Origin of the sequence: Streptomyces sp. NPDC048337, assembly GCF_043201175.1 — a bacterium.
Classification (GTDB): domain Bacteria; phylum Actinomycetota; class Actinomycetes; order Streptomycetales; family Streptomycetaceae; genus Streptomyces.
The window spans coordinates 216,711-230,421 of the sequence record NZ_JBICYR010000002.1; the positions used below are offsets into that span (position 1 = coordinate 216,711).

The following is a 13,711-nucleotide window of genomic DNA, read 5'->3' on the forward strand; positions in this document are numbered from 1 at the left end:
GCGATCATCGTTCCGGGCGGCGTCGGCCCTGGCCGGATCCCGCCGTCGTCCCGGCCGGCCGAAGGGCGGCCGACCGGGACAACGGGGTCAGGCCAGGTCGAACCGGTCGAGGTTCATCACCTTGTCCCACGCGGCGACGAAGTCACGCACGAACTTCTCGCCCGCGTCCTTGGACGCGTAGACCTCGCAGAGGGCCCGGAGTTGGGAGTGCGAACCGAAGACGAGGTCGACGGCGGTGGCGGTCCACTTGACCTCCCCCGTGGCACGATCCCGGCCTTCGAACACGTTCTCGTCCGCGGTGGACGCCTTCCACTCCGTACTCATGTCCAGCAGGTTGACGAAGAAGTCGTTGGTCAACGCCTCCGGCCGCTGCGTGAACAGGCCGTGCGGCGCCCGCTTGAACCCGGTGTTCAGGGCTCGCATGCCGCCGGTCAGGACCGTCATCTCGGGTGCGGTCAGGGTCAGCAGACTGGCCCGATCCAGCAGCAGGGTCTCCGGCGACAACTTCTCTCCCGCCCGGAGGTAGTTGCGGAACCCGTCCGCCCTGGGTTCGAGTACGGCGAACGACTGTACGTCGGTCTGCTCCTGCGAGGCGTCCGTACGCCCCGGTGCGAAGGGCACCGTGACCTCGTGCCCGGCGTTCTTCGCGGCCTGCTCCACGGCCGCGCACCCGCCCAGGACGATCGCGTCGGCGAGCGAAAGCGTCGTCCCGCCGACCTGGGAGCTGTTGAAGTCCTGCCGGATCCGGTCGAGGGTCTGCACTGTCTCGGCCACCTCGGGCAGGGCGTTGACCTCCCAGTCCTTCTGCGGCGACAGGCGGATCCGTGCCCCGTTGGCCCCGCCGCGCTTGTCGGTGCCGCGGAAGCTCGCCGCCGATGCCCAGGCGGTGGTGGCCAGTTGGGAGACGGACAGCCCGGAGGCGAGGATCCGGCGCTTGAGGTCGGCGATGTCCCCTTCCATGACCATCGGGTGATCGACCGCGGGTACGGGGTCCTGCCACAGCTGCGGCTCGGCGATCCACGGGCCGAGGTAGCGCGTGAGGGGTCCCATGTCACGGTGCAACAGCTTGTACCAGGCCTTGGCGAAGGCCTCCGCCAGCCTGGCCGGGTTCTCGTGGAAGCCCTTCGAGATCGGCCCGTAGACCGGATCCAGCTTCAGCGAGAGGTCCGTCGTCAGCATCATCGGAGCGTGCCGCTTCGACGGATCATGGGCGTCGGGCACCGTGCCCTGGGCCGAGGGATCCTTCGGGGTCCACTGGTGCGCGCCGGCCGGGCTCGTCGTCAACTCCCAGTCGTACGCGAACAGGTTGTCCAGGTAACCGTTGTCCCACCTCGTCGGCTCGGTGGTCCACGCGCCCTCGAGTCCGCTGGTGAGCGTGTCGACGCCCTTGCCACTGCCGAAACTGTTCACCCAGCCGAGGGCCTGCTGCTCCATGGGGCAGGCCTCGGGCTCCGGACCGATGTACTCGGGATCGACCGCGCCGTGACACTTGCCGAAGGTGTGGCCGCCGACGATGAGGGCGACCGTCTCCTCGTCGTTCATCGCCATGCGAGCGAACGTCTCGCGAATGTCCCGGGCGGCGGCCAGGGGATCCGGATTGCCGTTGGGCCCTTCGGGATTGACGTAGATCAGTCCCATCTGGACAGCGCCGAAGGGGCCGGTGAGTTCCCTGTCACCGGTGTAGCGCTCATCCCCGAGCCAGGTGTCCTCGGGTCCCCAGAAGATTTCCTCGGGTTCCCAGATGTCCTCTCGTCCGAAACCGAATCCGAATGTCTTGAACCCCATCGATTCCATGGCGCAGTTGCCGGCGAATACCAGAAGGTCGGCCCATGAGATTTTCCGTCCGTACTTCTGCTTCACCGGCCACAGCAGACGGCGCGCCTTGTCGAGGCTCGCATTGTCCGGCCAGCTGTTGAGGGGGGCGAAACGCTGGGCGCCGGAGCCGCCGCCGCCCCGGCCGTCGGCGATGCGGTACGTCCCCGCCGCATGCCAGCTCATCCGGATGAAGAGCGGCCCGTAGTGGCCGTAGTCGGCAGGCCACCAGTCCTGTGACGCCGTCATGACCTCGAAGACGTCCCGCTTCAGCGCGTCGACGTCCAGGGTCGCGAACTCTTCCGCGTAGTCGAAGTCCTCACCCATCGGATTGGACTGGGGCGAGTGCTGATGGAGAACCTGGAGGTCCAGCTGATTCGGCCACCAGTCCCGGTTCGTCCTGGGTGGGGTCGGCGTGGGGGACGGGGAGGAGATTGCGGGGTTCTCGCTTTCGCTGCCGGACACGTCCGTCCTTCTTCCTGTCTCGGTGTTTCCCTCTGCTGGCCGTTTGCTCTTGACGCGAACGACGCCGATAATCGAGCGCGTATCGGCGTCCGTATGGTCGCGCACGACAGACCGCACCGCTACGAGAACACGCCCCGCTCCCCGCAGATATGCCGGTAAACTTCTGTTGCCCCGTCGAACCTGAAAAGGTGAGCCGATATGAGTGACCTGCTGGAGCGATTGCGCGGGCGCGGCTGGCGGATGACGTCGCAGCGGCGGGTCGTCGCGGAGGTCCTCGACGGCGATCACACCCACCTCACGGCCGATGAGGTGCACGCCCGCGCGACACGGCGACTGCCCGAGATCTCCCGCGCGACCGTCTACAACACCCTGGGCGAACTGGTCTCGCTGGGCGAGGTCGTGGAGGTGTCCACCGACGGCCGGGCGAAGCGCTACGACCCCAACGCGCACCGGCCGCACCAGCACCTGGTGTGCTCAGGCTGCGGCCTCATCCGCGACGTCCACCCCACCGGCGACCCGCTGGCCGGCCTCCCGGCGCAGGAGCGGTTCGGCTTCACGGTCTCGGGGGTCGAGGTCACCTACCGCGGACTGTGCCCGGCCTGCGCCCCTCAGAGTCCGGCGACCTTGCCGCTCGCCGACAGTTCGTAGACCAGGGTGACCGTGCGCCGGCCGCCGGGTGGGAGGGCGACGTCCCAGCGGGCAATCCCCTCGGCGTCGACCGCCTCGGGCATCGGGGAGCAGGCTTCCTTCCGCAGGCGTACCTCCACCGCCGAGACCTCGGAGACCGGGATCCGCTCCCGTACGACGACCACCCGGTCGCCGCGCTCGCCGGGGGCGGAGAACCGTGACAGGTGCAGCCGGACCGTACGGGTGACCACGGTCCGCTGCATGATCCCGGTGGTATCGCGGGACTCCTCGGTCTGCCGCACCACCCCGTGGTCGTCGCAGCTGCCGAAGGCGAGCTCGGCGGGGGCGCCGGGGGAAGTGAAGTCCAGCGTGCCGCGGCCGCTGAACCCGCTGCCGCGGACCAGGTCCACGGGCCCGGCGAGCAGCGCGTGGCCGGACCGGTTGTCGAACCGCACCACCTGGGTGACCAGCGGCGACACCTCGGGCGAGCAGGCGTACTCGCTGCTCGCGGCCGTCGTGAAGACGGAGAGCGGCACCCGGTGGGCGCGGCCGTTCCCGGGCACCGAGACCGGCGCGGGGGAGCGCAGCACGCGCGCCTCGCCTCCGTCGTCCACCCCCGGCAGGCCGAGCACCGGGGCCGGGCCGAGGGCCCCGATCTCCTCCTCGCGCAGCTCGACGTCGACCGTGCGGCGCTCCGCCGCGGAGCGGTCCTTGAGCGTCAGCCGGTCCTCCTCCAGCCGCGGCGGTTCGCCGGCGAGCGCGGAACGGGCGGTCGACAGCGTCAGCCGTACGTCAGACCAGTCCTCACCGGTGCGCTGCCAGACCACCGCGTCGGTCTCCAGCGTCAGGGCGTCCCCGTCGAGTACGGCCCGGTAGGCGGGCCGCCACAGCGCGCAGGGGGTGAGGTGGCTCAGGCGCAGCTCGACCGGGCCGGCGGCCGCGGTCTCCACGGTCAACTCGATGTGGCCGACCAGCTCGGCGGGCTCCTCCTCGGAGAGCCGCATGGCGCGCTGCGCTTCCCCGAGTTCGGCGGCGAGAGCGGCCAGCCGGGCCTCCACGGTGCGGAGTTGCTCGGCGTACGCGTCGCGCTCCTCGTCCACCCGGTCCAGTTCGCGGGCCCAGCGGGGCCGTTCGGTCTCCCCGGAGCCGGCGCCCTCGCCGATCTCCCGCAGCAGATCGGCGGCGAGCCGGCCGAGCAGGCCGAGGCGGGCGTGCAGCCGGTCGCGGCGCCGCTCCAGGGCCACCCGCTCCTCTTCCAGGGCGTGGACGCGATGGCGCAACGCGGAGTCGTCGTCGGCGGACGGCACCGGTCCGCGCGGCGTCCAGCTGCGTACGATCCGCACGTCGAGCACGGTCGCCGGGTGGTCGGCGGTCAGCTCGGCGTGCAGGGTCCGGTCGACGGCCAGCGCGCTGACCGGTCCCAGACGCAGCCGCTGGACCCCGGCCTCCAGGTCGAGCACGGCGGCGCGCTCGACGTGGGCGCGGTCCTCGAGGCACGTGACGGCGGTGACGGGGAGGGCGATCGGCTTCGGGGCCGTGGACATGCGTGTGTCAGCTCCTGCGGTTGCCGCCGACCAGGGCCTTGCCGGTCGGGATGCGGATCTCGTAGCCGCCGTCGAGGGCGGCGGTGGCGCCTGCGGCCAGGTCCAGCCGCCAGACGCGGGTGCCCGGGGCGTGGTGCTCGGGCCCCGCGCCCGCCTCGGGCTTCGTCCAGTCGGCCCGCTCCTCGATCCGTACGTCCGGTTCGGAGGTGACCGGGACCCGCTCGCGGACTTCGACGGTGACGGGCCGCGCGAGCCCGTTGGCCAGCTGCACGTGGACGCGGTGGTCGAGGACGGTCGTGTTGCCCCGCAGGCCCGACGTCGACTCGTGCAGGTTCGTGCGGCGGGTGACCCGGATGCCCTCGGCCGGCCCCAGCCCCACCCGGCGGACACCGCCGGGGGCGAGCGTGGGCAGGTCCGCGGTCAACAGGAAGTCGTCGTCGACGACCACCTCCACCGGGCCGGCCAGCAGTGCCTGGTCGCCTGTGTTGGAGAGCACCAACGTCGCGTACACGGTCTGCTCCACGGACGGCACGCAGAGGTACTCGGTGCGCAGGCCGACCGGGACCTCGGCGACGGTGACGGTGTGCCAGGTGCCGTCCGACGGAACGTCGGCGCGGGCGGCGGCATCGAAGCGGTGGTCGAAGGAACCCGCCGACCGGCGAGGCCGGACGGCCTGTCCGGGCAGCGGCATCGCGGCCACCGCCTCGGCGCGGCGGCGGTGCTCGGCCGCCACCGGGTCGACGGGAGAGCCGGGGAACAGCCGCCCCCTGCGCTCACCCGGCTCGTCGGGGCCGCACAGGACGAGGGCGGCGTAGTCGAGCTCGGCGCCGCTCGGCTGCGGCGGACCGGGCGGAGGCGTGGGCGTAGGCGGAGACGGAGACGGAGACGGAGGCGGGGCGGCCGCGCCGGGAGCAGCAGGTGCCATGGGGGCCGGGGCCCCCGCGAACCCGCCGCGGGCACGAGGCCTGCCGGCCGGCGGCGAGGGCGTCGGTGCCGCGCCGTAGGCCTGTGGTGCGGGTACGGGTGCGGGCGCCGGTGGCGGCGGTGGAACGGGAGCGGCCGCGGAGCCGGGGCCGGCAGCCGCGGCCGGGCGGGGGCCGGCCGCCTCGTACCCGGCGAACAGGCCGGCCAGCCCCGCCGGAGGCTCGCGCCAGCCGGACGGCGCGGGGGCGGGCTGACGCCGTCCGATCCGGATCGACCGGAGCTTCGGCAGATCGGTCCGGCGCCGCAGATCGGCGGTGGCCAGGGCGATGCGCACGCCGGTCCAGTCCTCGCCGGTGCGCTGGGCGACCGAGGCGCGCAGCAGCAGACGGCCGCTGCCGTCGCCCTGACGGTGCGTGAGGCGATAGGTCGGCACCCAGACGGCGCCCGGCACCCCGTACTCCAGCTCCAGCTCCACCTCCACCTCCGCCCCGGCCTCCGCGTCACCGGCGCCGTCGAGCGTCAGGACCGCGCACACCGTGGTCTCCACGTGCGCCGACGGTGCGTCGGTCGAGGCGCGGGCGAGCCGGTCGGCGGCGACGGCGAGCTCGTGCTCGGCGTCGCGCAGCGCCTCCTCCAGCTCGACGAGACGGTGGTGAAGTGCCGTCAGCCGCTCCTCGACGAAATCCGCGAGCTCCAGCCACGCGTCGACCGGGGTGCGACGGTGCGGGTCCTCGGGGAGCGGTGCGGGCGGTACCGGCTGGAGGGCCCTGACCTCCTCGATCCGGCTCAGCTGCCGGTCCCGGCGTCCGTGCGCGGCCGCGTACGCGTCGCCCAGCCGCTCGACCTCCCGCCGCAACGCGTCGGTCGTGCCGGTACCGCTGCCGTTGCCCAGCGGCTCGGCCTCGACCTCGACCCGGGCCTCGGACACGCGGATCCCGGGGGCGCCCAGGACACGGGCCCGCAGCGAGCCCGGGTCCAGCGAGCGGGGCAGTCCCGTCACCCGCACCCGGCCGTCGGGCGGCACACTGCCCCGGGCCAGGCGCCGGCAGAGCGCGCCCTGTGCGTACACGACGACCGAATCGAGGGTCGAACCCCACCTGTGTGCCGTCTCCACCGCCATGTGCCCCGCCCCCGTCGCGTCCACGCTGAGCGAAGCCTACGCCCGAGCGGCCCGGCTGCGGCTCGCGCGGTCACAAGGCGGTGGTGCGCTCCTCGCCGCCCATGTCGAGGCGGAAGGGCGGGTACTCGTCCGTCATGAGCGCGGCGTACGCGGTCACGCGGAGCACCCACCGGTTCAGCCCGACCACCAGGTCGAACAGATCGCGCGGGTACTTCGCCGTGAAGGCCAGGGTGACGACCGCGATGAGCGCGAGGAGACCGATCAGCCCGACGCCGCACCAACGGGCGTGCCCGGCACCGGTGAAGATGCCGATCACGAGGTAGTGCGGGATGGCCAGCAGCCACCACTTCACCAGCACCAGGCCCCGGGACAGGCGTTCCGGGTAGGCGACGTCGAGCCGGGCCGGGTATCCGGGTTCGGGGCCGAGGCTGAACGGCGGGTACCGGTCGGTGCCGAGCACGCCGTGCGCGTAGTACGAGACCCGCCAGGACCAGCGGAGCACCCCGAGGTTGAAGTCGAACAGGGCTCGCGGGTAGCGCTCGGTGAAGAGGATGGCGAAGAACGCGATCAGGCTGACCAGGAGGAAGGCGATCCACAGGAAGAAGAGCACGATGTAGTGCGGGATCGCCAGGATCCACTTGATCAGCCACAGCCAGCGCGAGAGGGGTGCGTCCAGCTCGGCCGTCACCGTGACCGGTCCGTAGGAGTCGGCAGCTGTCGTCATGTGAACCACGCCTTCGATGCGTGCGGGCTTGCCCTTCTCCATCATTCGCACGCGGGTCGGCGCCGCGCCTGCGGAGGAGTCCCCATGCCGCGCCACGTCACCGGTCGGGTGCTCCTCGTGACCACGGGGGCGGGAGCGTGGGCGTACGGCTCACCGTCCTGCCCAGCGCGGTCGCCGTCCGGGCGAAGCGCACGGCGTCGACGACGGCCGCACCGCCGAGGTCGTTGTTGAAGTACACGTACACGTCGGCCGTGTCCGGCCAGGCGTCGGCGATGCGCACGGCCCAGGACCTCAGGGCCTGGCGGCCGTAGCGCGGCGGCGGCTCGGCGACGCCGCCGTGGAACCGGACGTACCCCCACGACGCGGTACGCCAGAGCGGCGTCACCGGGCGCGACCACCTGTCGGCCCAGCAGAGCGCGCTGCCGTGCCGCTCCAGCACCGTCCGCAGCTCCCGCTCCGCTTCCCACCACGAGGCGTGGCGGAATTCGACGGCCACCCGGACCGCGTCGGGAAAGCAATTGAGGCACGCGTCCAGCGCCGGGACGTCCGCCCGGTAGTCGGGCGGCAACTGGAGCAGGACGGGCCCCAGCCTGTCGCCGAGGCCGGCGGCGCGTTCCATCAGGCGGTGCACCGGCTCCTCGGGGTCGTGCAGCCGCTTCAGATGGGTCAGGTAGCGGCTGGCCTTGATCGCGACGACGAACCCCTCGGGCGTCCGCTCCCGCCACGACCCGAAGACCTCCGTCGTGGGCAGCCGGTAGAAGGTGTTGTTGTTCTCGACGGTGGCGAACTGCCGGGCGTACTCCTCCAGCCACAGCCGCTGTGGCTGCCGGTGCGGGTAGAGGACGCCGCGCCAGTCCTTGTACTGCCACCCCGAGGTTCCGACGAGCATGGGCATGATCCGATCCCTGCCCGCCCGGGCGGGGGCCACCGGCCGACCCGCACGCCGATTACCCCGTCCGGACCGCGTGCCAGGGCCGGCCGGGCGGGGTGTCATCCTGGTGGGCGGGTTCGTGGCCGCTGTCCGGCCGGGTTGGTTTCCGTTGCCGGGAGTGCGCGCTGAGTACCGTCGTGGCCGAGTCGCTGTCGTTCGCCCTGTTGCTGGGTGTGCTGGCCTTCGCCGTCGTACGGCCGCGCGGGCTGCCGGAGGCCGCCGCCGCCGTCCCGGCCGCCGGATTGCTCGTGGGGCTCGGGGTGGTCTCCCCGCACGCCGCGTGGGAGCGGATCCGGGAGCTGCTGCCCGTGGTCGGGTTCCTCGCGGTGATTCTGGTGCTCGCCCGGCTCTGTGCGGACGAGGGGCTGTTCCGGGCGGCCGGTGATGCGGTGGCCCGGCGGTGCGGGCGCAGTCCGAGGACCCTGCTGGGCGGGGTGTTCGCCGTCGCGGCCGTGATCACCGCGGCACTGAGCCTCGACGCGACGGTGGTGCTGCTGACCCCGGTCGTGTTCGCGACCGCAGCCCGGCTGGGGGCCCCGCCGCGGCCGCACGTGTTCGCGACCGCGCACCTGGCGAACTCCGCCTCCCTGCTCCTGCCGGTCTCCAATCTGACCAACCTGCTCGCCTTCGCCGCCAGCGGCCTCTCCTTCACCCGCTTCGCCGCCCTGATGGCCCTGCCCTGGCTGGCCGCGATCGCGGTCGAGTACGGGGGCTTCCGCCGCTTCTTCCGCACCGACCTGGCCAAGCCCGTGGAGCCTCCGCAGGACGCGGCGGGCCCGGCGCCGGTGCCCCGGTTCACGCTGCTGGTCCTCGCGCTGACGCTGGCCGGCTTCGCGGCGGCCTCCTTCGCGGGGGCGAGCCCCGCCTGGGCGGCGCTCGCCGGAACCCTCGTCCTCGCCGGCCGCGCGCTCGCCCGGCGCCGTACGACGCTCCGACGGCTCGGCGGCTCCGCCGCACCCGCGTTCTGCCTGTTCGTCCTGGCGCTGGGCGTCGTCGTACGGGCCGTGGTCGACCACGGCCTCGGCGACGCCCTCGCGACCGTCCTGCCGGGCGGTGACTCCCTCCCGGCCCTGCTGGCGGTCGCCGCGGTGGCCGCGCTCCTGGCGAACCTGATCAACAACCTGCCCGCCGTCCTGGCCCTGCTCCCGCTCGCCGCCCCGGCCGGCCCCGGGCCCGTCCTCGCGGTGCTGATCGGCGTGAACATCGGCCCCAACCTGACCTACGTCGGCTCGCTCGCCACCCTGCTGTGGCGGCGCATCCTGCACGATCACGACGACCGCGTCGCCCTCGGCGAGTTCACCCGGCTCGGCCTGCTGACCACCCCGGCCGCGCTCGCCGCCGCCGTTGCCGCACTCTGGGCTTCCCTGCAGGTCATCGGCCCCTGACCCGGGCCGGGGCGTACGCCGATCTGTACACCCTCCCTAGGTGCGCCTAGCCTTGAAGTACAAGAACTCCAGGGGGGAGGACGACGAACGTCGTCCAGCGATCGGGAGCAGCCATGACCTGGAGTATCTCCGGCAACTACCTGGCCGGATGCTCATGCGCCGTGGTGTGCGGCTGCGCCGTCGACGCGAAGCCGCACGACCCGCAGGGGCGTGAGGAATGCCTTGGGTGCGCCGCCTTCCACGTGGAAGAAGGGCGCTTGGACGAGGTGGACCTGTCCGGGGTGGACTTCGTCCTCTACAACCACTTCCCCTCCAACCTGACCTCCGGCAACTGGAAGGTCGCACTCGTCATCGACGAGGGAGCCACCGACGAACAGACCGACGCCCTGGAGCGCATCGTGTCCGGTCGCGAAGGCGGTGCGTTCGGTGAGCTCTCGCAGTTTTACGGCGAGTACCTGGGCCTGGAACGGGCGAGCGTCTCCCTGTCCGACGGGGAGAGTCCCCGACTCAGCGTCGGCGGGAAGACCGAGCTCACGTTCGAGCCGCTGAGGGGGCCCGATGGCGGGCCCACGACGATGAAGAACGCGATGTTCGGATTCTCGCCGGAATTCACGCTGGGCCGCACCACCGGCAGTTCGAACGCGTTCGGGCTGTCGTTCGAGGGCGCGTACGGCGAAGTGTCCGACTACACCTTCTCCAGCGACCAGCCCGAGGGCGCCCCGACAGGCCGCGGCTGACCCACGACTGACGGAGCCCGCATGGCCGGGGTGGCCATCGGCGGCACCGGCCTGCGCCGGGCTTTCGCCCGCCTCGACGCACGCGGCCACCTTCCGGATCGAGGCCGCCGCCGAACGGGCCGCGCCCACCGCCCTCGGCAGCGCCGCCGTGCCCCGGGTGAGCCGCGTCTCACCGGGGCGCCGCCACTTGTTTATGCAACGAGTTGCATAGCAGGATCGGGGCATGGCGCTCGACCACGCGATCCTCGTCTCCCTGCTGGAGATGCCGGGCTCAGGCTATGAACTGGCCCGGCGGTTCGACCGGTCCATCGGCTACTTCTGGACCGCCACACACCAGCAGATCTACCGCGTCCTGGGACGCATGGAGCGCGACGGCCTGCTCACCGTCCGAGAGGTGCCGCAGCAGGCCAGGCCGGACAAGAAGGAGTACTCCGTCGCCGCCCCCGGCCGCGCGGCCCTCTCCCGGTGGCTGCACGAGCCGATCGAACCCGAGAGCCTGCGCCACGACCTCGCCGTGAAGATCCGGGGCGCGGCCTTCGACGATCCGGCCGCGCTGATCCGCGAGGTGGAACGGCACCACCAGGTGCACGGCGACCGGCTCGCGCACTATCTCGCCGGGGAACAGCGTGACTTCACCGGACCCGATGCCCCCGCCCCGCTCGACGCCGGACAGGAGCTCCAGCACGTCGTGCTGCGCGGCGGCATCGCGTACGAACGGATGACGATCGCCTGGCTGGACGACGTCCTCGCCACCCTCCACCGCCTCGGCGTGACACCACGGTCCGCCTGAAGCCCGTCGCAAACACCGCACCGCACCGCACCGCCCTGCCTGTCACGGCACCCCTCATGTCTCCTCCGAAGGTGAACCTCCATGGCCGACTCCCTGCTGTTCAACCCGCACACCTACGACCCCGCGCACTTCGACCCCGAGACCCGCAGGCTGCTCCGCGCCACCATCGACTGGTTCGAGGAGCGAGGCAAGCGCAAGCTGATCGAGGACTACCGCTCCCGCGCCTGGCTGGGGGAGTTCCTCGCCTTCGCGGCCAAGGAAGGCCTGTTCTCCACCTTCCTCACCCCGGCCTCCGCCGCCGGGCAGGAGGACCAGCGCTGGGACACCGCCCGGATCGCCGCCCTCAACGAGATCTTCGGGTTCTACGGCCTCGACTACTGGTACGCGTGGCAGGTCACCATCCTCGGTCTCGGCCCGGTCTGGCAGAGCGACAACGCCGCCGCCCGCGCCCGCGCCGCCGAACTCCTCACCCAGGGCGAGGTCTTCGCCTTCGGACTGTCCGAGCGGACCCACGGCGCCGACATCTACTCCACCGACATGCTGCTGGAACCCGACGGCAACGGCGGATTCCTGGCCAGTGGCTCCAAGTACTACATCGGCAACGGCAACGCCGCCGGGCTCGTCTCCGTCTTCGGCCGCCGCACCGACATCGAGGGCCCGGACGGGTACGTGTTCTTCGCCGCCGACAGCCGACACCCCGCGTACCACCTGGTCCAGAACGTCGTCGACTCCTCCAAGTACGTCAGCGAGTTCCGTCTGGCCGCCTACCCGGTCTCCCCGGACGACGTCCTGCACACCGGCCGCGCCGCCTTCGACGCGGCCCTCAACACCGTCAACGTCGGCAAGTTCAACCTCTGCACCGCCTCGATCGGCATCTGCGAGCACGCGATGTACGAGGCCGTCACCCACGCCCACAACCGCATCCTCTACGGCCGCCCCGTCACCGCCTTCCCGCACGTGCGCCGCGAGCTGGCCGACGCGTACGTCCGCCTCGTCGGCATGAAGCTGTTCAGCGACCGCGCCGTCGACTACTTCCGTTCGGCCGGTCCCGAGGACCGCCGCTACCTCCTCTTCAACCCGATGACGAAGATGAAGGTGACCACGGAGGGCGAGAAGGTCATCGACCTGATGTGGGACGTCATCGCCGCCAAGGGCTTCGAGAAGGACACCTACTTCGCCGAGGCCGCCGTCGAGATCCGGAGCCTGCCCAAGCTCGAAGGCACCGTCCACGTCAACCTCGCGCTGATCCTCAAGTTCATGCGCAACCACCTGCTGGAGCCGGTCGACCACCCCGCCGTGCCGACCCGCCTCGACGCGGCCGACGACGCCTTCCTCTTCCGGCAGGGCCCGGCCCGCGGCCTCGGCTCCGTACGCTTCCACGACTGGCGCCCCGCCTTCGACGCGTACGCCGACGTGCCGAACGTGGCCCGCTTCCGCGAGCAGGCCGACGCCCTCTGCGAGTTCGTCGCCACCATCGCCCCCGACGAGGAGCAGAGCCGTGACCTCGACTTCCTCCTCTCGGTGGGCCAGCTGTTCGCGCTCGTGGTGCACGCCCAGCTGATCCTGGAGCAGGCCCGCCTGACGGACCTGGACCGGGACGTCCTCGACGAGCTGTTCTCCGTGCTGGTCCGCGACTTCTCCGGCCACGCCGTCGAACTGCACGGCAAGGACTCCGCCACGGCGGCACAGCAGACCTGGGCACTGGGCGCCGTACGCCGCCCGGTCGTCGACGAGGCCCGCGCGGCGCGCATCTGGGAGCGCGTCGAAGCCCTCTCCGGCGCGTACGAGATGGCGCCGTAACCGCGGCGCCCCAGCGGGCCGGCTAGGTACCGGAACCGGTGAGGAGAAGGGCGGGCAGGTCGGCGAAGGAGCCGAGGACGTGGTCGGGGGTCCCCGAGGCCGCGCGGTGCGTCTCGGGGAGGTACTTGCCCGTCCTCACCAGGACGCCCGTGATGCCGGACCGCTGGGCTGCCAGCACGTCCGACTCGATGTCGTCGCCGACCATCAGCGCTTCGGACGCGTCGACACCCACATGGGCGAGGGCGCTCGCGAAGAACGCGGGCGCCGGCTTGCCCGTCACCTCCGCCTCGGTACGGGAGGCCTTCTCCAGGCCTTCGAGGAAGGCCCCGGTGTCCAGGTCGAGGCCGCCCTCGCTACGCCAGTACAGATTGCGGTGCATGGACACCAGCCGGGCCCCGCGCTGGAGTTGCCGGAAGACCCGGTTGAGGGCCTCGTAGCCGAACTCGGCGCCCGCGCCGCCGAGCACGACCACGTCCGCGTCCCCCTCCGCGTCCCCCTCGTCGACGAGGGGGACCCCCGGCAGGTCGTCCCGTACGTCGCCGCTGTTGAGGAGGAGGCAGCGGGCCCCGGGGTAGTGCTCGCGCAGGTACGCCGCCGTGGCGGCCGGAGCGGTCAGAACGTCTCCGGCGCCGACGGGGAAGCCCAGGTCGGCCAGGCGCGCGGCGATGGCGGCACGGGTGCGGGAGGTGTTGTTGGTGACGAGCGCGAGCCGAAGGCCGGCTGCGCGCAGCCGCTCCATGGCCGCGACCGTTCCGGGCAGCCGCTTCCAGGAGACGGTCAGGACGCCGTCGATGTCGATCAGGACCGCACGGATTGGCTCCATGGCGCCGACCGTAGCCCAATCTCCCGCCG

General features: G+C 72.1%; 11 protein-coding genes. 5 read left to right on the forward strand and 6 right to left on the reverse strand.

Translation table 11 applies throughout. The features are described from left to right. Positions 1 to 87: 87 nt before the first annotated feature. On the reverse strand, positions 88 to 2,277 hold the full coding sequence (katG, locus tag ACGFYU_RS04040) for a catalase/peroxidase HPI (RefSeq protein ID WP_393825652.1): 2,190 nt from the start codon (positions 2,275 to 2,277) through the stop codon (positions 88 to 90). 198 nt (positions 2,278 to 2,475) lie between these two features. Between katG and ACGFYU_RS04045 the strand changes: the two genes are divergently transcribed. Beyond that, the gene (locus tag ACGFYU_RS04045) at positions 2,476 to 2,925 is read left to right on the forward strand and encodes a Fur family transcriptional regulator (protein ID WP_393825653.1); all 450 of its coding nucleotides are present in this window, start codon (positions 2,476 to 2,478) and stop codon (positions 2,923 to 2,925) included. Here ACGFYU_RS04045 and ACGFYU_RS04050 read toward each other — a convergent pair. The 4 genes from ACGFYU_RS04050 to ACGFYU_RS04065 form a co-directional block, all read right to left on the reverse strand. Continuing rightward, positions 2,886 to 4,448 carry a mucoidy inhibitor MuiA family protein gene (locus ACGFYU_RS04050; RefSeq protein ID WP_393825654.1) on the reverse strand — a complete coding sequence of 521 codons (1,563 nt, stop codon included), beginning with the start codon at positions 4,446 to 4,448 and terminating at the stop codon, positions 2,886 to 2,888. The genes ACGFYU_RS04045 and ACGFYU_RS04050 overlap by 40 nt on opposite strands. A gap of 7 nt (positions 4,449 to 4,455) precedes the next feature. After that, positions 4,456 to 6,492 carry a DUF4139 domain-containing protein gene (locus tag ACGFYU_RS04055; protein ID WP_393825979.1) on the reverse strand — a complete coding sequence of 679 codons (2,037 nt, stop codon included), beginning with the start codon at positions 6,490 to 6,492 and terminating at the stop codon, positions 4,456 to 4,458. A 70-nt stretch (positions 6,493 to 6,562) separates the two neighbouring features. Next, the gene (locus ACGFYU_RS04060; protein WP_393825655.1) at positions 6,563 to 7,216 is read right to left on the reverse strand and encodes a DUF4389 domain-containing protein; all 654 of its coding nucleotides are present in this window, start codon (positions 7,214 to 7,216) and stop codon (positions 6,563 to 6,565) included. Between the two features lie 97 nt (positions 7,217 to 7,313). Further along, positions 7,314 to 8,111, reverse strand: coding sequence for a DUF72 domain-containing protein (locus tag ACGFYU_RS04065; protein ID WP_393825656.1), 798 nt, complete (start codon positions 8,109 to 8,111; stop codon positions 7,314 to 7,316). A 173-nt stretch (positions 8,112 to 8,284) separates the two neighbouring features. On the opposite strand from ACGFYU_RS04065, the gene ACGFYU_RS04070 reads away from it, so the two are divergent. The 4 genes from ACGFYU_RS04070 to ACGFYU_RS04085 all read left to right on the forward strand — a co-directional run bounded on the left by ACGFYU_RS04070 (position 8,285) and on the right by ACGFYU_RS04085 (position 12,859). Then, on the forward strand, positions 8,285 to 9,532 hold the full coding sequence (locus tag ACGFYU_RS04070) for an SLC13 family permease (RefSeq protein ID WP_393825657.1): 1,248 nt from the start codon (positions 8,285 to 8,287) through the stop codon (positions 9,530 to 9,532). Positions 9,533 to 9,645: 113 nt separating this feature from the next. Next, positions 9,646 to 10,269 (forward strand): DUF1326 domain-containing protein, encoded by a 624-nt coding sequence (locus ACGFYU_RS04075; protein WP_393825658.1) that lies wholly within the window; start codon positions 9,646 to 9,648, stop codon positions 10,267 to 10,269. A 223-nt stretch (positions 10,270 to 10,492) separates the two neighbouring features. Continuing rightward, complete coding sequence (locus ACGFYU_RS04080; RefSeq protein WP_393825659.1) at positions 10,493 to 11,059, forward strand: PadR family transcriptional regulator; 567 nt, start codon at positions 10,493 to 10,495, stop codon at positions 11,057 to 11,059. A gap of 81 nt (positions 11,060 to 11,140) precedes the next feature. Continuing rightward, entirely contained in the window at positions 11,141 to 12,859 is a 1,719-nt protein-coding gene (locus tag ACGFYU_RS04085) for an acyl-CoA dehydrogenase family protein (RefSeq protein ID WP_393825660.1), read from the forward strand. A gap of 22 nt (positions 12,860 to 12,881) precedes the next feature. Here the strand turns inward: ACGFYU_RS04085 and ACGFYU_RS04090 are convergent, their stop codons facing one another. Then, the gene (locus ACGFYU_RS04090) at positions 12,882 to 13,682 is read right to left on the reverse strand and encodes an HAD-IIA family hydrolase (RefSeq protein WP_393825661.1); all 801 of its coding nucleotides are present in this window, start codon (positions 13,680 to 13,682) and stop codon (positions 12,882 to 12,884) included. Between the last annotated feature and the right edge of the window lie 29 nt (positions 13,683 to 13,711).

Excerpts from the sequence above, each read along its gene's own strand:
- ACGFYU_RS04045 (WP_393825653.1), top strand. The coding sequence starts at position 2,476 with ATGAGTGACCTGCTGGAGCGATTGCGCGGGCGCGGCTGGCGGATGACG.
- ACGFYU_RS04050 (WP_393825654.1), bottom strand. The coding sequence starts at position 4,448 with ATGTCCACGGCCCCGAAGCCGATCGCCCTCCCCGTCACCGCCGTCACG.
- ACGFYU_RS04055 (WP_393825979.1), bottom strand. The coding sequence starts at position 6,492 with ATGGCGGTGGAGACGGCACACAGGTGGGGTTCGACCCTCGATTCGGTC.
- ACGFYU_RS04060 (WP_393825655.1), bottom strand. The coding sequence starts at position 7,216 with ATGACGACAGCTGCCGACTCCTACGGACCGGTCACGGTGACGGCCGAG.
- ACGFYU_RS04065 (WP_393825656.1), bottom strand. The coding sequence starts at position 8,111 with ATGCCCATGCTCGTCGGAACCTCGGGGTGGCAGTACAAGGACTGGCGC.
- ACGFYU_RS04075 (WP_393825658.1), top strand. The coding sequence starts at position 9,646 with ATGACCTGGAGTATCTCCGGCAACTACCTGGCCGGATGCTCATGCGCC.
- ACGFYU_RS04080 (WP_393825659.1), top strand. The coding sequence starts at position 10,493 with ATGGCGCTCGACCACGCGATCCTCGTCTCCCTGCTGGAGATGCCGGGC.
- ACGFYU_RS04085 (WP_393825660.1), top strand. The coding sequence starts at position 11,141 with ATGGCCGACTCCCTGCTGTTCAACCCGCACACCTACGACCCCGCGCAC.
- ACGFYU_RS04090 (WP_393825661.1), bottom strand. The coding sequence starts at position 13,682 with ATGGAGCCAATCCGTGCGGTCCTGATCGACATCGACGGCGTCCTGACC.